We start from the raw sequence: 18,640 nt of genomic DNA, 5'->3' as shown, positions 1-18,640 counted from the left end.
GCCGCGGAACAAAATTGCCCCCGTTTTCGGTTGATATGTCAGGTATTGGGAGAGGCGACGGGATTTGGTGCATCCCCGAAACGAAAGTGGGCGGCAGCCTGATTCAGCTCGCCGCCCGTCTATATTGCCGCTATCGCCGGCCCTAAAGCTTACCGCTCATCACCTCTTCTGCAGTGACCATACGGTTGTTAACAGAGCTTGTCCACTGACCCCAAACCTCTGAATTGAAGCCATCGCCATTAGCACCAAGGTGTTGCAGGCGGCGCTTATCGTCATCTGTCAGAACCTGTTTTGGCAGTGGCTCCAGATTGCGCACATCGTCAGCGGTAAGGCCGAGCTTTTCACCTACGCGGTTGCCATAGTCGTCGTGCACCAATAAGAAGTGCCAGAGCATGCGCTCCTGAACATCCCTTTCGCACTGACTGAGCATGTTGCCCATGTTGTTGACCAGATCGTCGCGCTCCCAGTCCATCATTGTTTCGTAGCGAGCTCGCGCTTGTTGGTAGTCGTTGCGGCGCTCCAGCACACTGCGTGTTAGCCGGCCGGTAATTTCCGGGGGCTGGAATGGCTGCTCGTGCTGCGCCTCGTTCAGTCCGTTGTGAATTGATGGCTCGTAGTTTACGTGGGGGTTTTGCTCTGGAGCCATATCACGGTAATAGGAGCCTTGGCCGCCGGTCTGGTTGGTTTGCTGACGTGCGTTCTTGGGCTGGTTCACCGGTAACTGCAGGTAGTTGGCGCCCAGGCGGTAACGTTGGGTATCGGAATAGGAAAAGGTTCGGCCGACGAGCATTTTATCGTCAGAGAAATCCAACCCATCCACCAGCACGCCAGTTCCCATTGCGATTTGCTCATTCTCATTGAAGAAATCTTTTACGTTGCGATTCAGCGTCATCACGCCGACGTGACGTAGAGGAAAGTCGCGCTCGGGCCAGACCTTGGTGTCATCCAGCGGGTCCCATTCCAATTCGGGATGCTCATGGTCTTCCATGATCTGCACGTACATATCCCATTGCGGATATTCACCGCGCTCTATGGCTTCGTACAAGTCTTTAGAGGCATGCCCCAAATCCTGCCCCTGCAGTTTTGCAGCTTCCATATCCGTCAAACTGGCAATGCCACATTTTGGGTGGAAGTGATATTTCACCAGAAACGTCTCGCCTTGTTCGTTCACCATTTTATAGGTATTTACCCCAAAGCCTTCCATGTGCCGGTAGGTGGCGGGAATTCCGCGCGGGCTGAACAAATGCGTGAGCATATGCATAGATTCGGGTGTCTGGCTCATGAAATCAAAAATCCGGTTTGGTTCCTGCCGGAACGTCACCGGATCGGGCTTCAGTGCATGAATGACATCGGGGAATTTAATGGCGTCGCGGATAAAGAAAATCGACAGGTTATTGCCGACTAAATCCCAGTTACCGTCCTCGGTATAGAACTTCACAGCAAAACCGCGAGGATCCCGTGCTGCTTCCGAAGAATCTCGCCCGCCTATCACTGTGGAAAAGCGAATGGCCAGGTCGGTCTTCTTGCCCGCATCCTGAAACAGCTTGGCGCGGGTATATTTGGAGGCGGGCTCGTCTCCTATTTTACCGGTGACTTCGAGCTCACCGTAGGCAACAAAGCCGCGGGCGTGTACGACCCGCTCAGGAATACGTTCGCGGTCAAAATGGCTGATTTTCTCCAGAAAATGATAGTTCTCCAGCGTGGCCGGCCCACGGCTACCTACGGTGCGCTGTGACTGGTTATTTGTGACTGGGTGGCCTTGGCGAGTGGTTAACACTCTGTTAGCCGGACGTTTGTCCTGTTCTTTCATAGTGATAATCCTTCAGAAGATAATATTTCGAATCGTACGGGTGGCTAACCCGACAGTAATCACACTGGAACCTCTCCAGCCAGTGCTGTCGTGCTTAACCCCAACTCGGGAAATGATGGGTCCGCTCCGTGCTCCAACAATAAATCTATCATGTCCGCCCGATCAAACATTGCAGCAAACATTATAGGGGTTTTGCCGCCGGGAATGCGACCATTGGCATCGGCGCCATGCTGAAGAAGAAGGCGCGCCATGGCGATGTCGCCCTTAAAAGCGGCGCCCGCCAAAGGCGTTTGGCAGCGATCGTTGGCAAGCTCAGGATCTGCGCCGTGTTTCAAAAGAAGGTCGGCCATTTCCGCGTGGCCGTGATAGCTTGCCAGCATCAGCAGGCTGTCGCCCTTACTATCTCGCAGGTTGGGTACCAGCCCCATAGCCAACAAGCCTTTGATACGTGCCGTTTCGCCCGCGCGCACCACCTGAAACAGTTCCTCTACCAGCGCATGAGTTTCGGCATCGAGCGCTTGAGGGGGTGAAGCTGGCCTTTCCTGAACACTCATATTTTCTCCGTGGGAAGCTATCTCTGTTCGCAAATAGAACCGTGAGCCACCGAGCCTCTCGGCTACGCTGACACTAAACTCGTTCAGTACCATTGGGTACTCTATGCCGTTGTCGGCAATTATCCTGTGTACGGGTGATCGAATGTTCTTGATTAATTATAGTGTCAATCTGTTTAGTGCGCCCGTGGTCTGTCCGGTAGCACGAAATCCGTAGATTTGCTCTATAAGCATGAAACTGCAGTTGCCTGTCTTCTACTAAATAGCTGTTCGTAAGTGTGCTACACATGAAAAGAGCTGGTGCTAGTTCAGGAGATAGGTAATGGTGATGTCGCATTCAATCGTGTTTACGATATCCTTGATCGTTATATCGCGTTTCTTCTAAAGGACTTCTTACGCTAAAGTATGTTCCGAAGCTAATAGATGTGAGAAACTTAAAGCTGCTCTAACCTTAAAAATTCGCCTAAACATGGTCGTGCCGACACGAGCATAATCTGGAAAAAGCGTTGTTCGTATAGGAGCAACCGCTATTTTATAACCCCGATGAAGGGCGCGGTGGAAAAGCCGTTTGCCGCTCAATATTCGAAATCAGTTTGTGACAACACGCTATGATGATGGACAGAACTGTTCTAATGGCCCAGGAGTAACAGAACGTGACAAAAAACATCCCCATGGCAGAGTCACAGAAGACTAGCGAAGACAAAGCCACCTATCAAAAAGTCGGTTTACTATTGGGGCCGGCAGTTTTCTTACTGATTGCAATACTGCCTGCACCAGGAGATCTTAGTCAATCGGCGTGGTTTACCGCTGCTGTCGCGACCTGGATGGCGATATGGTGGTCGACCGAGGCAGTTCATGTGGCAGTAACCGCTTTACTGCCGTTAGTGGTATTTGCACCATTGGGTATATTACCGATTAAAGCTGCCGCGGCCCCCTACGCTAACCCCACCATTTATCTTTTTCTGGGTGGCTTTATCATTGCCGCGGCGTTGCAAAAGGCGGATCTGCACCGTCGTATTGCCTATTTTATCTTGAGTTATGTTAGCCGTTCGGCGCGCTCTATTATCTTGGGGTTTATGATTGTTAGCGCGCTGCTTAGTATGTGGATGACTAATACCTCTACCACTATGATGCTGTTGCCTATTGCTTTATCTATTGTCTCTACACTTGACGGTGAAACGGGCAATTTTTCGGCTCGTGAACGTAAACATTTTCAAATCGCGCTACTGCTGGGAATTGCTTACGCCGCTACTATTGGCGGAATGTCTACCCTGGTGGGAACACCTCCCAATGCCTTTCTTGTTGGCTTTATGAGTGAAACCTATGGTGTGCAACTGGATTTTGCCAAGTGGATGCTTATCGGCATACCACTAAGTGTTACGTTGTTGCCTATTGCGTGGATAGTGCTTACCCGGTGGATCTATCCGGTATCATTTGTTACACCTTCCAGTGCAAGGAGCGAACTCGAACAGCAACGTAAAGCATTAGGCCCAATCCGGAGTGAGGAATGGCGTGTAGGTATTGTCTTTGCATTGGTCGCCATGGCGTGGATGACCCGCCCATTATTTGCTCGCTGGCTGAACATTGATGGCGTTTCTGATGCCGGCATCGCGATGTTGGCAGCAGTGTCGCTCTTTATTATTCCTAACGGAAAATCTACCGGCTCCCTGATGGAATGGTCAAATATGAAAGATATACCTTGGGGCATCCTGATCTTGTTCGGTGGCGGTCTGAGTCTGGCAGCAGCAGTTTCTACGTCGGGGCTGGCACAATGGCTAGGCGAAGGATTGCTTAATATTGACGCTTTCGGCGTGGTGATACTGGTGTTATGTGCTACTACACTCGTGATATTTCTCACCGAATTAACCAGTAATCTGGCTACGGCTGCGACATTTCTGCCGGTAGTGGCAGTGATTGCACTGGAAATGGGGGGAACACCGATGACGCTTATTCTCCCTGTGACGCTGGCCGCGAGTTGCGCATTTATGCTGCCGGTGGCAACACCGCCCAATGCTATCGTGTTTTCTTCTGGTTACATCAGTATTCCCCAAATGGTCAAAGCCGGATTCATGCTTAACCTTATCAGTATTGTGCTGGTTACCGCGATTGCTGTGTGGTTAGCACCACTGGTATTCTAGCTTTTGACAAGGCTATTCCCCCTACCCTTTCTACTATCAGTGGGTATACTTTAGGACAGGATACCCCTCTTCATCTGTCAAGAATCTAAAGGCTCTAACAAGACGCAGCCAATGTGCATAGCATCGCCTCACTAAGCAGAGATATCTCGCAAGCGTATAGGCTCGGCTGCTCTTTCTACAGCTTGATAGATTGAAAGAACTTTGCGATATGGTGTTATGGCTCCTCAGCAAGAAAGCGCCTTTTATCAGTCCAGCAACTGTTTGCTTTTAGTATTTCCGCCTCGTGAATTTTCGAAGTACTAGAAGTTAATGAAAGGGAGTTTCATCGCTATTTCGGCTACATAAATAGTGCCTTGATGACCTTCGCGTCCTTTGAAGGGCTTCGCTCAAAGAAACGCGTGTAGTCACGGGTAAACTGAGAGTGACTCTCGTAACCGACTTCATAACTGACTGCTCCCGCACTGCTGTCAGTTTCCACTAGCAACCGGCGGGCCTCGAGCAAGCGCATTTGCTTTTGATACTGGATTGGGGTTAATGATGTCACAGATTTGAATTTTCTAAAAAAAGACGGTTCACTCATTCCAGCGATTTCAGCTAGCTCGGGCACTGTAATTGCCTCTTTAAAGTGAGCCCGTATCCATTTAATTGACGTGTGGACTTGTTTAAGTGTCGTCCCCTGAATGGCTATGTCTCTCAGTACAGCGCCTTGTGCTCCTAACAAGGTAAGGTACAACAGTTCTTTTTCGTACAGGGGCGCAAGGAAAGCTATCATCTCGGGCCTTTGCGTTAGTTTTAATAACCTAAGCCATACATCTAACAGTTCGCTGGTCATGTTACCTATGCCATAGCCCTTGGAAGCGGACGGAATGGAATGAGGTTGAAAGCCTTCCAGTATTTCACCCAGCACTGCGGAGCTGATCGTCAGGGCGATGGCCATATAGGGTTCGCCGGAAGAAGTATCGGGAAACACTTCTCCTGTGGCCGGTAGATCTACTGACATCACAAAATAGGTTGAAGGTGAGTAATGGAAAACATCGCCCCCCACGTTCAGCCGCTTACTGCCCTGAATGACAAGATTAATCATCGGCTCGTATAGGCCAGAAAGCTTATGTTCAGGTATTTTTCCTTTGACAACGGCTATCCTTGGGATGCCAGTATCCGTTTTCCCCGATGTCGCAATGTCGCCAACTATTGAAATTAGCTCGTTTAACTTTGATTTCATCAATGTGACAGTATTAGGCAAAAGAATGATAGTTGCAGGATAACGTATTAACGCTCGCCAACGTTATATTAATTACCGTTGATTACGGTTAAATGTTGGAGAATAAAATGGGTATTGCAATGGTTACGGGTTCCAGCAGAGGAATAGGCAAAAGTGCAGCGTTAGAAATCGCTGCGAAAGGTCATGATGTTATTGTGACCTATAAGTCTAATTTGGAAGCAGCAAACGTTGTAGTAGAAGCAATTGGTAAGGCCGGAGCAACCGCGGCAGCAATGCCGCTTGATTTAACAGATGTTAAGTCATTTAGCAGTTTTAAAGAATCGCTAAAGACGCTGTTGAAAGAAAAATGGCGCGTTGACAGTTTTGAATTTCTTATCAATAACGCGGGCGTGGGTGGGTTCAGTCTTTATAGCGACGTTACGGAGGACTATTTTGAAACCATGTATTTAACCCATTTTAAAGGGCCTTATTTTTTCACTCAAACACTCCTGCCGATGATTAATGATAATGGCGCAATCGTAAACCTTAGCAGCGCCACGACCCGAGTCATCTTTGAAGGCACCTCCACATATGCGTCGTTTAAAGGAGCGGTGGATGTGTGGACGCGTTGTCTTGCAAAGGAATATGGCAGTCGGGGAATTCGCGCTAATTCAGTCTCACCTGGTGCAATTGCTACCGATTTGACTGACCTGGACGCCAGCCCTGAATTTAAAAAGCTGCTTACTGAACAGACGGCGCTTGGTCGGATTGGGCGCCCAGGTGATGTAGGTAAATTAATTGCCGCTCTGATTTCACCAGACACTCACTGGGTTAATGCACAACGCATAGAGGTTGCCGGCGGTTTTAATGTCTAGGAGGTTAGCATGTTAGATCATATTTTCATTAATACACCGGATATTGCGCGAGCAATATCCTTCTACAAAAAGGCGCTTAGCCCTCTTGGAATACATTTTAAACTGAAATATGACGGTGCTGAAGGGCCACCAGATCATCCGGATTTACATGGCTTTGGCAGTGAAAACCGTGTTTATTTTTGGCTACGAGAAGGCATTGCGGTTCCTGATATGATTCACATCGGATTTGTCGCCAGGAGCGAAAAGGAAGTCAAGGCTTTTCATCAAGCAGCGACGGCAGCAGGTGCCCGGAGTATCGAGCCCCCAGGACCTCGACTGCATTACGATCCAAGATATTACGCCGCAAAGGTCTGTGATCTTGATGGTTATACTATTGAAGCAGTTTATAAAAGTTGGCAGCACACATCATGAAAACGATATTGATTTACGGAGCCTACGGTTATACAGGTGCTATGATAACCGAGCAGCTTAGCATCTTAGGGCAGAACATTATTGTGGCTGGTCGTGACGAAAGTAAGCTGAACGTAATTAAAGAAAAGTTTAATGTGCCGTCGAAGGTTTTCTCCTTGGGCAGTGAACACGAGCTTGCCAGAATTTTAAAAGATATCGATATTATTATTAATTGCGCTGGCCCCTTCAATCGAACGGTCAGGCCATTGATGAGGGCGGCAATCAAGAACAACACTCACTATCTGGATATTTCAGCAGAACTGGACAGCTATTACCTGGCCGAAGCGTTGGATGAGGAGGCCAAAGCCGCCGGTGTACTGCTCATGCCAGGTTGTGGCGGCAGTGTTGCCATGATTGGCTGCCTGACTGCCTTTGCAAAAAAGCAGATGCCAAACCCTGTAGAAGCTCGTGTTGCATTACATGTTTCAGGCAGTATGTCACGCGGCTCAGCAATCAGCGCCAGCGACTATTTAACGCCGACATTAATTGTTCGGCATGCGCACGAACTGACGGAAACGGAAGACTCAGTTACTAGGACCTTCAATTTTGGTAAGGGGATGGTAGATTGTGTTCCTGTATCTTTACCGGAAGTCATTACATTATGGGCACAGAACCGTATTGCAGACATTTCCACCTATGTTCACGTTTCTGGTGAGGCATTTCCAACGGGCGATTTATCTTCGCTTCCGGCGGGGCCCACTGAACAGGAACGTGAAAATAATCGGTATCAAGCTGCTGTTCAGTTGACTGATGTTGATGGCAACGAAGTTCATGCGATGCTGGATACGCTTAACGGATACTCAGTTACGCCAAGAGCAGCAGCTCTAGCGGTTAAAAATATTGCCAATGGCAATGTTAAAGCAGGGTTTCGCACGCCATCTGAAATGTTTGGTAGTAGTTTCATACTTAATATTCCCACCACGACAATGGAGTTAATATCTTGACCGACGAAGTAAACTTGCCTCGATGCACGTGGGCCGCGGGTAGCGACTTGATGAAACACTATCACGACACCGAATGGGGCGTACCAGTGAGAGACAGTCGATTATTGTGGGAAACGTTAATGTTGGAGGGTTTTCAAGCAGGTTTATCCTGGGAAATCATCTTACGAAAACGGGAAGCCTTTCGCGAAGCATTCGAAGGGTTCGATCCTAAAAAGGTGGCGAGTTTTGATGAACCGAAAGTTGAATCGCTTATGAACAATTCAAAAATAGTGCGCTCAAGAGCCAAAATTGAAGCGACCATTCAGGGCGCAAAAATCTTCAACAATATGCAGGCATCAGGTGAAGATTTTTCCACTTACTGTTGGTCTTTTACGAACGGCAAGGTGATTCTAGGGAGTTTTCTAAATACACAAACGGAACTCTCTGGCGTTATTTCTAAGTCGATGAAAAAACGTGGTTTCAAATTTGTGGGTCCCACTATCGTTTATGCCTGGATGCAGGCGGTAGGTATTACCAACGACCATAGCGACACTTGCTTTAGAAGACAGGTCGGCTAAGCCACGACAAGGAGAGACCGCGGATGCTTTTTAAACGATAAGTGAGATTTTCTTAGCCGAACTTCTGGAGCAAGGGATTAAGGATGCTCCGGCAGAGCCATCAGGGATGATTTTAGGGCGTTTCGGATGAGAAAGTTTTGCTTACTTTTCAACTGCGATGAAGTTTTAACCACTCTTACCCTGTAAACCCAAATATTCAAGTTTCATGTGTAAGTGGCTGGATATCATACTAGTATCCGGTCACTGTACATGAACTGGCTTTTGGCCGCTTTCCAGGTCCTTATTATAATGTCCCTTTTTTTCAATTGATGCCGGGCGCAGCAGGCGATAGAAATAGTCTGGCCCTCACTTCTTCAGCCCGTTTATAACTGCAAGCCAAAACTCACACCTTCAATCACAGTCCCAACGACTCCTCTGCACCTAATTGTCAGCTTCGCACAAACAGGCAGCAGAGATATTCCACCGGATTTGCACTGACGCTGCGGCCATTATTAAAGTTATCCAACACTTTGGTGATAGTCAATGAGATGAACGGACAAACACCAGGGGCACGACTGGGCAATGAGTACAGCAACAAACATTGCCAGGAATTTATCTTTTAACTATTTTTTTGACACACAAACTCAATATTGTTCCCTTCGGGATCTAAAACATAAGCCGCATAATAATTATTATGATAATGCTGTCTTATCCCAGGCAAACCGTTGTCTTTCCCCCCACTTTCTAAAGCCAGCCTGAAGAGTTCGTTGACTTGTTCATGGGATTTTGCTGTAAAAGCAATATGTAAAGAGGCCTTAGTCTCAGCATTATCGTGGATCCAGAAGCATGGATAATCATCTACTCCAAAGCCACAGCGCATCCCACCGTGTTTGTTGTGCTCGGGAGGAATATCCACTACAACAGACATTCCTAATCCTTTAAGGGTATGCTCGTAAAATGCTTTGACTGATGGACCATCAGCCACAGGAATTTCAATATGATCTAGTAAACTCATAACAGGTAAACCTTCATATTTGTGACGCTCCCCCATCTACGAATAATTCCACGCCGTTTATATAACTGGCTGAATCACTAGCTAGAAAAGCAACAACTGAGGCAATTTCTGCAGGCTCTCCGATTCTGCCGATCGGGCTCTTATCCGTTAAATAAGCTAAACCAGCCTCGACATTTTCTCCAAATGCTTCTTTGAGAGAATCAGTGTTTGTCGGGCCGGGGCTTACTATGTTGATGCGAATGCCTTTCCCTTTCAGCTCGCTTACCCAGGAACGCACCATGTTTCTTACTGCTGCTTTCGTTCCACCATAGATACTCATAGTGGCGCCAGGATCAATTGAGGCAGATGAGCCAATAATAATCACACTCGCAGACTCACCAAAAATGGGCAGAGCTTCCTGAAGGGTAAATACCACTCCCTTTACATTGGTAGAAAATTGTTTGTCGATTTGCTCCTCTGTGATTTGCCCCAAAGGTGCGTGCTCCCCTCCCCCGGCATTTGCTACTAATATGTCTAACTGACCAAATTGCTCATGAATTTTTGCATAGAGATTATTTAAGCTACTTTGCGAAGTAACATCAGATACAATGCCGATGACGCCATTCCCGAGTTTCTGAACGGCCTCGTCTAGCGCGCCTTGCCTTCTTCCAGTGATTACTACCTTCAGGCCATTTTCTGACAAATGTTTTGCGATAGCAAAACCGATCCCGCTACTCGCGCCCGTTACAAGCGCTATTTTTCCATTAATACTTAACATTACAAACCTATTGTAGTGATCACTAAAGATAACTATAGTAGTCACTACAATAGCAAGTGTCAACGTTCATTTTTTGGGCGAAAAATCACTTAATCGTGTAAATCGTTGGCGCTGCAGAAACATGGTAACATTTGACGATGCGGAGATAATCTGACACCTCTTTACGCCTTCTGGGTAAAGAAGTCCGCTGTGAAAAATTAGAAATAGGCAAGATTATGATAACCCCAAAATCCCATCCTCAAGAAAGCGTGCGGAAAAGTGAAAGGCAAGGCTCGAGAAGAATCTTTGATAAAGAGAAAGGGACTTTAATAGCGAAGGATTTATTTCACCAGCGCGGCTTTGATGCTGTTGGTATAGCTGAACTTACCCGGACGCTGGGAATTAATCCACCAAGCCTCTACGCAGCATATGGTAGTAAAGTGAATCTTTTTGAGATGTGTCTCGAAGCCTATATTGCTGAAGGGAATTTACCAGCAGACGAAATACTGTCAGATGGAAGAGATACTGTTGAAGCACTGAGTGAACTTATTCAACGTGCTGCAGAACTGTATACGCAGTCGGACTTAAAAAAAGGATGTATGGTAGCAGAGGGGCTGAGGGCTGATGATAACAAGGCTCGAGCGGTTTCCAATAAGTATTTGGAGCTATCCAGAATATACATTAAAGACTTCGTTCTTCAGCAATATCCGGATAAAGCGGATTTTCTTGCTGATTACATAGTGGTAACACTTCAGGGATTATCTGCAGCCGCATTTTCTGGCTTGCCGAAAGCGAGAGCGTTAGCTGTAGCTAGTGCCACGGGGAAGTCAGTTTCGTACCTTTTGAGCTAAATAGTTGATGCAAGACTCGACAACTTTCCATTAGCTTTATTTTTCAACCAAGTGCTAAAGTTTTAGTTAAATAGGTTGATATAGAGATATTTATTCTTCAATTGAGGCTGTCAGAGCATCAGGGCAAGTATGAATGAATAAAAATTCAGCAGTCTTTCATCTTATCAATTGTGAAATATTTAAGGTTATATGTCGAAAGCCTTTCTCTTTGCGGGCGCCAACACATTTCACCCACTCGCGTTTATACTAGCGCATTTTATTTCATACCCAAGATTAAGTTTTGTTAGGTAATATCTCCGCCCGAAAATAGTTGTATTGTGACAAGGATGTGTCTCAGTTTCCCCACGTCCTTCTATCAATACTTCACTTAAAAATTGACAGTATCACCATGTTGAAATTAATTGGTTTTTTGTTAGCGACCTCAGTTGAATTACTGACAGCCTGTAGTGAAGTTAGCATCCCCGAGATGGTTGAAGTCAATAAAAATAAGCTCCTTAGATTATCGCATTAGTTTTTTAACCAAGTACATGTACTGCTAAATCCGATTTCTAAATTAATCATATAACTCTCATAAGGAAATGTTCATGAAGCGTTGTCTTGCTTCCATTATACCTGTAATTCTTTTGTCTGGATGTGTCAGCACATCAGATTTAACCGGTAGTACTGGTACTTCCAACTCGCCTCTTTATACAAACTTACAGCAACATAATCTTGATGGCGCAATCTCTTTTGCTCAGACAGAATCAGGATTCGACCCTGAAAAGAAAAGCGTTGATGACCAACTTTGGGCAATGCAAGCTGGTTTGCTATACCGCATGAAGGGTGACTTTGCCTCCAGCACTAATTATTTCGATATGATCGAAGATGTGATGTATAGCGAAGATACAGAAAACGTACTTGAGTCAGGAGGCGAGCAAATAGGTTCGATGCTGACTAATGATACGTTCCTGGATTACGAACAAACACTTTACGATGCCGTAATGGTAAACACATATAAGGCTATCAATTTCGAGGCCCTAGGCGACATTGCCAATGCTCGTGTGGAATGGAACCGTTCTGATGACCGCCAGCGTCGAGCCGCAGAGTTTTTTGCAAAGCAGATTAACAAGTCTAAGGAAGAGCTGGAAAATCAAAAAGATGACGAGGATGCGGAAGCTAGCGATATAGATAAAAGCGTTGCTAGCGCCAATGATTTGTTGGCACAACAAGGTATCGATATGTCAGGTTGGAAAGCCTATGACGGCTATGTTAACCCGTTTTCCACCTTTATGCATGGCCTGTTCTTTCTACGTCATGCGAACGACGCAGCAGATATTGAAAAAGCCATCGACAGCTTTGAGCGCGTAGTAGCACTGACAGGTTCTCTGGCTGCTAAGGACACCTTAGATTATGCGAAGTCGCTAAGAGCAAATCCCACTGCGCAAAACGATTACCTGTGGGTCATTATAGAAAATGGTGAAGCCACTCAGAAAGAGGCTTTCGAAATAAACCTACCTTTATACCTCGTGTCTAGCAATATCAACTATGCTGGCGTCGCTTTACCTAAACTGAAAGAGCGGGAGGAAACTCTCGGCGTATTTTCCGTTAATGATATTCAGGCCACTTCTGTTGCAGACATGGACAGAATTATTCAGGCTGACTTTAAAGATAAATTCCCACTGATTCTCACGCGTGAAATCACACGTACGGCGATAAAAACGGTTGCTCAAAAACAAATTAACGACCATAACCCCCTTCTGGGATTGGCTGCGGGTTTTGTTCAAGGTTTATCAACAGAGGCAGACACGCGTTCCTGGTCTCTATTGCCTAAAAACTTTCAGGCCGTAATGTTACCTCGCCCTGCCGATGGCCGCGTAAAAATTGCCGCAGAACATCTCACCACACCATTAGAAGTCGAATTAACAGAACCTAATGCCGGTGTTGTGTATGTAAAGGCAATGAATCCGCTGGTAACGCCTACCATCCACTTAATGTAAGAAATTGAAGCTAAAAGAGATTAAAAAAATGAAAATAATAAACCAGAAATCCTGTTTGGTTATGGTAGCGGCAGCGTTGTTCCTTAATGGCTGCAAAAGTACCGAGGTGGTAGATACTCGCTCTGGTGAGTACGTTACTGCGGGCTTATCTTCTTCGGATTTCAACAATGCTGCAAATGATGCACTTAACGATATCATCAGTAGTCCGCTTTTGGTTCACCCGCAAGCAGCACAGGGTGGTCGTTATATTATGGCAGTATCCAACATAATCAATGACACCTCCCAACGTATTGATACCGACCAGCTGACCAAGAAAATCCGTGTCGGTTTGTTAAACAGTGGGAAATTTCTAACTACAACCGCTATTGGGTTGTCCGGAGCAGAGGATGAAATGACCGCCCGGGTACGGGAGCTGAATGAATCCAAAATGGTCAATCAGACCACGGTGAAAAAAGACGGCCAAGTTATTGCGCCGGATTTCAGCCTTAGCGGAAAGATCATCCAGCGTACAAATCGGCTGGATCGTTCCAATCAGCTAGTTGATTATTATTTTCAGCTAACCCTGACCCAATTAGAAACCGGTCTTGCATATTGGGAAGGTGAATATCCGGTTTCCAAAAAAGTCAGTAACGATTCAGTTACTTGGTAAGGGACCACAGGCAATACTCTTCGGGTATGGCCTTTTTAATTAAGGATTGTCATGAAAACCAGCCTCCTCATTACTTTAATTACGCTACTTTCCCCACTAGCTGTATATGCTCAAACTTCACCGGAAAACATAGCTGATCCTGCGGTGGAATCTCCCCAAGAACCTGCCGCAACTGTTGAAGAAGTAAAAGAAAATACTGGCATAGATGACGCTTATGCTCATGTTAGCGAGCAGGCTACAGCTTTCGTGGATAGGAAAAGGGAGCAATTTCGTCAGAAAGGCAAACAAGTGTTTATTTATTCCGGTGCAGCGATGATTTCAGTTCGCCCCACTCATCCCGGGTGGGGAGATGCTCGCGTGCTGGCATATCAGGAAGCGTTGCAAAAAGCGCGCGAGGAACTTTTGCGTCAACTTTATCTCGATGTTTCTTCAGAAACCATTCGACGTTCGTTTAAATCGAACCAGTTACCTGAATTTTCTCCAGAAGAGATGCAAAGCTCCAATATGCTGGGGGCTGTACTGGATAAGTTAGTGGCGCTAAGCGATGCAGTAATTAATGAAGAGTTGGAAGAGCTGGGGGTAGATCCAGCTCAATACGCTTCAGCTCCTCCGACGAAACGAAAGCTCATGATGCAGAAGGCCATTACTCAAACCATCTCAACGCGAGCAAGAGGAGATATCAGCGGCACCATGACCTTGAAGTCGTATGAAGCGACAGACGACGAAGGCAATACCGCAGTTGCTGTAGTGATTGCAACGTCAAATAAAATGAAAAATATGCTGGCAGATTTCAGACAAAGCAAGGGGAACATCACTCCTCAACCTAATCGCGCCAAACAGCCTATTAACGAATATCTTGTCCAGAACAAAGAAAATCTGATGTTCACTATAGGAACCAAAGTACTTTGGGATGAAAAAGGTTATCCAGTACTGGCGTCTTTTGGTATGGCCGGAAACGACTGTAACCCTAGTGACTATGAGTCTTGTGTGGACAATCGCGAATTCAGCTTTATTTCTGCTCGTAACAGTGCGCTGGCAAACTTTGCGGAAGCGTACAACTTAAGAGGAAAAGTGGAATCTGAGCAAACGAAGGGCAAAGATCGCCGAAAAGACTCCACCGCTACGCTAACAGAAAACCGCGATACTGAGACTGTAGAAGAAACGGTCACAAAACTAATCAATGAAACCCAGCAAATGTCTCAAATGACCTCTTCTGTAAAAGGTTTAGTGGGAATACAAACAGCGTTTCAATGGACTGTTAAACACCCTATCACTAACCGGGAAATCAACGGCGTGGTTATGTTATGGCATCCTGAAACGGAAAAATCAACGCGAAGCTTTAAAGAAGGCGTAAAACGTAGCTCGCCAAAAAGTACCGGGAAAGACACGCGCTACAAAGTGGGCAGCAATGAAGGGTTAGATAGCGACGATGAAAACTTTTAAATGTGTTCTGCTGCTGGCAAGCTTGTCAGCAGCAGCCTTCGCCTCTTCGGAACGAATAGTGACAGTCAGTGCTACGGGTTATGGTGCCAACGAACATTTAGCGACTGAAGATGCCCTCATTTCTGCGGTAGGTCAGTTTAAAGGCGTAGACGTGGATCATGAACAAATCCGACTGATGATGCAGCAAAAGACGAACGGAAACGTCGAGACGCAACACTCTCTGTCTGGAGGCACGTCGCTAAAAACCCGTGGTGGCGTAAAAGGTTACGAAATTGCTGACATAACCTGCGACCAAAGATGTACGGCCACATTGGATGTCTACTTTGCTGAATATAATTCGCCCGGCCCAGCGTCCGAAAAACGGCGAAAAATTGTAGTTTCACCCTTTTCAGGGATAAATAGTAGCGACCTCACCGACGGGCTACAGGCCGCGCTTGTTTCCAGCCGCCGATTCGCTGTGCTCGATCGTCAGCACAACGATGAATACGAACAAGAAAAAGCGCTACTGTTAAGTAGTGATGCTTCGCAAAAAGAGCAAATTAGAATTGGCCAGGTGATGGGGCTAGATTATTTGATCGTTGGCGAGTATAAGGAAAATGCGCAGGCGCCTGAAGGCGGCGAATACGCACTAAGCCTTACCGGCGAACGTCTCGGCGAAATCCCTTCGGGCATAGTAAAATACAGCGTAATTTTACTAGCCACACGACAAGTAATGAAACAGGGCGCGCTTTCAGTATATGCAAGCGAGGGGCTCGAACAAACGGGAAAAAAAATTAGTGAGCAGATCATTGATGCTATCTACCCTCTGCGGATAATTAGTACATCATTAAACGAAGTCACCATCAATGTCGGCAGCGGATTTATTGAAGCAGGTCAAACGTACTCCGCGTTCCAACGTGGCGAAAAGCTGATTGATCCCTACCATGGTGAATCGCTGGGGTATAAAGAGCTGTTGGTTGGTACTGTAGAGGTTGTTGAGACCAAGCCGAAGTACTCAATTGCCAGAGTATTAGAAGGTGACTGGCGAAGGATGAAAGGCGGCATCTTACGATTAGCAAGAAGCCAATTTGTGGATGACGGGCTTGGCGCTACCCCAGGCTCGGTTGAAGTAGGATCGAGTGGCGGGATAATCCTTCCCGGTTCCAGAGCAAATTAATAATTAATCTATTGCCTTAAACGATTCTGTGGAATTCCCTCCGGGTGAACGTTCTTCACTGGGGGAAAACCGCAGCATCGGCTATCTCCTGGCAAACCAATTTAGAGCGATAAAAACTCATCCAGAAAGAAGAACGTCAGCGAGTCTGGGCCAGCCATCGGGAGGCAAAATGTTAGCAAAAGAATATGCTCTATTCCGATTAGTGGATGGCTACATGACCCACCGTTTTGCTCAGTCGCCAAATGAATAAGCCGCACCAATTCATTGAGTACCAGCAAAACGCTTTTCTTGTACAGCGCTGAAACTTAGGCGGCCATGGCTCAATAAATAGAAGCTGTTGTCCCCCCTGCATGGAAGCGCTAGCTCCAATTATTATTTCGAGCGAAGATTCGTTTACTGGACCAGTTAAAATTTTATGGATTACGCAGCTGTGTTCTGCGGCTTACAGCGGGTAGTGCAGAGATAGGATTAATATTCAACGTACCTATCATCAGTGATAACCCGTGCAACATTATCGATTTTAAACTAATGTTAAATTTATGTTATGCCCGATAACTAACATACAAGGTATACGTATTGAAGATTCATTGCTCAATCTGAGCAGAAGGACTCGCAATGGAAATTTCAAGGAATAGTTTCATTTCCCGCAAAGGAATATTCAGGCGCAGCAGTGCCAGTTAATTTCAGCCAATGCAGCTTTAACTTCTTGATGGGTACGTTTCTTGCAATATTTTCTGAGTAGATGCACTTCCTGCTGCAGTAATTCAGGCTCAGAAACATGATAGGGATCATCCTTTAGAGCCAGACGCTGTAGAGGAAGTTTTAATTCGACACCTGCAACGGAAGATGCTGCTACTCGTTAGCTCCGGGCTAACTGGGTTTGGTTGTGGTCTTTCGATATCGTCAACCGCCTTAAACATCTGTTATCGGAGCTGGAAAAATGCTCAGCTGCAACTAACGGCTAAGTACAATTGTAGGAAAAACGCTCCATTTGCAGTACCAATCTTGCTGTTACGTCAAATGGTACATCGCTGCCTCTTCGTAAAGATAAAACTCAGTAATGACAAAGGCTTAAATCAAGGGTGCCAGATTTAAGCCATTTAATTGATTCTATGTTTAATGCCTACTGCATGGGAAGGATAGACCACTTTTCTCGCTAACGGGTTTTGAACATAAATACTCACGGAGTTTTACATGCCTTATCTAAAGGGCCTTCAGCAAAATCAAATGCTGGCAATCTTGCCCCTCGACGTTCAAGAGCGATTATATCCCTATATGGATTTGGTCAACTTACCCTTGGGGAAGGTTTTATACGAGCCCGGCGACATTCTGCGTTATGCCTATTTTCCCTCCAATTGTATAGTGTCTTTATTACACGGGACGCAAAGCGGTGCGTGCGCTGAAATTGCCATGATTGGCAGTGAAGGCTTAGTCGGCATCCCGTTGTGTATGGGCGGCGATAGTACTATTAGCAGAGCCTTGGTGCAAAGCTCCGGCCATGCCTATCGAATACCTGGGCAGCGCTTAAAAGATGAATTTAATCTTCACGGTATTTTATTAAATACCGTGCTGCGTTACACCCAAACGTTGATCACTCAAATGTCACAAACAGCCGTTTGCAATAGCCATCATTCTATTGAACAGCGATTTTGTCGTTGGTTGTTAATGGCTCTGGACCGACTGCAAGGTAACGAACTGGTAATAACGCAGGAAACGATAGCTAACATGTTGGGTGTGCGCCGTGAAGGTGTTACAGAAGCTGCCGGTCGATTGCAACGTATGGGAGCAATTAAATACCACAGAGGTCACATTTACGTGCTAAACCGCAGTCAACTCGAATCGTTAAGCTGTGAATGTTATGGCGTAGTTCGAAAAGAGGCGCAGCGGTTGCTGCCTTGGCTCAATAATGCAACTCGTATTGTACCGATTCACAGGGTTACTCGCGTCACCAGTGCCACTGTTTCTGCCAGCGCTCATGGCGCAAATATTTAACGCGAACGTTTTTGGCAGGCGTAAACGGAGAGCTTCATTTTCGTTTTATAGCACTTATTGTAAGCGGGCCATTTGGCGAGTGTTGAGTAGAATAGCTAATAGACTAAATTCGCGATAAACCGCGCCGCTCAATAACGAGCTTGTGCGCCTAGCATCGTTGCCCTTTCTGGCCATAGTCGGCTATGACATACGAAATCCCGCCTGGCTACGCGCAGAACTCTCGACGCTTAGCCACCCTATTTGAAATAGAAATCAATAACCTAACGCTTTGATTTAAAATATCTTTTATTGTTACAATATTTCTTCTTCCGTGTTGG

The 18,640-nt window shown here is 46.2% G+C and carries 17 protein-coding genes; 12 read left to right on the top strand and 5 right to left on the bottom strand.

Going from position 1 to position 18,640, the window contains the following annotated elements; all coding sequences use genetic code 11:
* Positions 1-142: 142 nt before the first annotated feature.
* The gene (locus tag CA267_RS13420; RefSeq protein WP_075610740.1) at positions 143-1,810 is read right to left on the bottom strand and encodes a catalase; all 1,668 of its coding nucleotides are present in this window, start codon (positions 1,808-1,810) and stop codon (positions 143-145) included.
* 59 nt (positions 1,811-1,869) lie between these two features.
* A complete protein-coding gene (locus CA267_RS13415; protein WP_217358034.1) occupies positions 1,870-2,457 on the bottom strand; it encodes an ankyrin repeat domain-containing protein in 588 nt (195 codons plus the stop codon).
* A 575-nt stretch (positions 2,458-3,032) separates the two neighbouring features.
* Here CA267_RS13415 and CA267_RS13410 point away from each other — a divergent pair.
* The gene (locus tag CA267_RS13410; protein WP_075610742.1) at positions 3,033-4,499 is read left to right on the top strand and encodes an SLC13 family permease; all 1,467 of its coding nucleotides are present in this window, start codon (positions 3,033-3,035) and stop codon (positions 4,497-4,499) included.
* A gap of 337 nt (positions 4,500-4,836) precedes the next feature.
* Here the strand turns inward: CA267_RS13410 and CA267_RS13405 are convergent, their stop codons facing one another.
* Positions 4,837-5,721 (bottom strand): AraC family transcriptional regulator, encoded by an 885-nt coding sequence (locus CA267_RS13405; RefSeq protein ID WP_075610743.1) that lies wholly within the window; start codon positions 5,719-5,721, stop codon positions 4,837-4,839.
* 107 nt (positions 5,722-5,828) lie between these two features.
* Here CA267_RS13405 and CA267_RS13400 point away from each other — a divergent pair, with 107 nt between their 5' ends.
* The 4 genes from CA267_RS13400 to CA267_RS13385 are packed head-to-tail and all read left to right on the top strand — an operon-like array spanning position 5,829 to position 8,526.
* On the top strand, positions 5,829-6,575 hold the full coding sequence (locus CA267_RS13400; RefSeq protein ID WP_075610831.1) for an SDR family NAD(P)-dependent oxidoreductase: 747 nt from the start codon (positions 5,829-5,831) through the stop codon (positions 6,573-6,575).
* 9 nt (positions 6,576-6,584) lie between these two features.
* A complete protein-coding gene (locus CA267_RS13395; protein ID WP_075610744.1) occupies positions 6,585-6,986 on the top strand; it encodes a VOC family protein in 402 nt (133 codons plus the stop codon).
* Positions 6,983-7,969, top strand: coding sequence for a saccharopine dehydrogenase NADP-binding domain-containing protein (locus CA267_RS13390; protein ID WP_075610745.1), 987 nt, complete (start codon positions 6,983-6,985; stop codon positions 7,967-7,969). Before CA267_RS13395 ends, CA267_RS13390 begins: the two co-directional genes overlap by 4 nt.
* Complete coding sequence (locus CA267_RS13385; protein WP_075610746.1) at positions 7,966-8,526, top strand: DNA-3-methyladenine glycosylase I; 561 nt, start codon at positions 7,966-7,968, stop codon at positions 8,524-8,526. The genes CA267_RS13390 and CA267_RS13385 overlap by 4 nt, the downstream gene beginning before the upstream one ends.
* Before the next feature lie 598 nt (positions 8,527-9,124).
* Here CA267_RS13385 and CA267_RS13380 read toward each other — a convergent pair.
* Both CA267_RS13380 and CA267_RS13375 read right to left on the bottom strand, forming a co-directional pair.
* Positions 9,125-9,520 carry a VOC family protein gene (locus CA267_RS13380; RefSeq protein ID WP_075610747.1) on the bottom strand — a complete coding sequence of 132 codons (396 nt, stop codon included), beginning with the start codon at positions 9,518-9,520 and terminating at the stop codon, positions 9,125-9,127.
* 13 nt (positions 9,521-9,533) lie between these two features.
* Complete coding sequence (locus CA267_RS13375) at positions 9,534-10,340, bottom strand: SDR family NAD(P)-dependent oxidoreductase (protein WP_217358033.1); 807 nt, start codon at positions 10,338-10,340, stop codon at positions 9,534-9,536.
* A 152-nt stretch (positions 10,341-10,492) separates the two neighbouring features.
* On the opposite strand from CA267_RS13375, the gene CA267_RS13370 reads away from it, so the two are divergent.
* The 7 genes from CA267_RS13370 (at position 10,493) to CA267_RS13340 (ending at position 18,323) form a co-directional block, all read left to right on the top strand.
* Positions 10,493-11,107 (top strand): TetR/AcrR family transcriptional regulator, encoded by a 615-nt coding sequence (locus CA267_RS13370; protein WP_075610749.1) that lies wholly within the window; start codon positions 10,493-10,495, stop codon positions 11,105-11,107.
* Between the two features lie 584 nt (positions 11,108-11,691).
* Positions 11,692-13,083, top strand: coding sequence for a COG3014 family protein (locus CA267_RS13365; protein WP_075610750.1), 1,392 nt, complete (start codon positions 11,692-11,694; stop codon positions 13,081-13,083).
* Positions 13,084-13,111: 28 nt separating this feature from the next.
* Positions 13,112-13,732, top strand: a complete 621-nt coding sequence (lpoB, locus tag CA267_RS13360; RefSeq protein WP_075610751.1) for a penicillin-binding protein activator LpoB — start codon at positions 13,112-13,114, stop codon at positions 13,730-13,732.
* Between the two features lie 51 nt (positions 13,733-13,783).
* Positions 13,784-15,175, top strand: a complete 1,392-nt coding sequence (locus CA267_RS13355) for a DUF6844 domain-containing protein (RefSeq protein ID WP_075610752.1) — start codon at positions 13,784-13,786, stop codon at positions 15,173-15,175.
* Entirely contained in the window at positions 15,162-16,331 is a 1,170-nt protein-coding gene (locus tag CA267_RS13350; RefSeq protein ID WP_075610753.1) for a CsgG/HfaB family protein, read from the top strand. The genes CA267_RS13355 and CA267_RS13350 overlap by 14 nt, the downstream gene beginning before the upstream one ends.
* A 28-nt stretch (positions 16,332-16,359) precedes the next feature.
* Positions 16,360-16,581, top strand: coding sequence for a hypothetical protein (locus tag CA267_RS13345; RefSeq protein WP_139316275.1), 222 nt, complete (start codon positions 16,360-16,362; stop codon positions 16,579-16,581).
* A gap of 944 nt (positions 16,582-17,525) precedes the next feature.
* A complete protein-coding gene (locus CA267_RS13340; RefSeq protein WP_075610754.1) occupies positions 17,526-18,323 on the top strand; it encodes a Crp/Fnr family transcriptional regulator in 798 nt (265 codons plus the stop codon).
* The last annotated feature ends 317 nt before the right edge of the window (positions 18,324-18,640 follow it).

It is taken from the genome of Alteromonas pelagimontana (assembly GCF_002499975.2).
GTDB classification, from domain to species: Bacteria; Pseudomonadota; Gammaproteobacteria; order Enterobacterales; family Alteromonadaceae; genus Alteromonas; species Alteromonas pelagimontana.
Note: the sequence above shows the minus strand (reverse complement) of the source record. Positions and strands in the feature narration are given on the sequence as shown.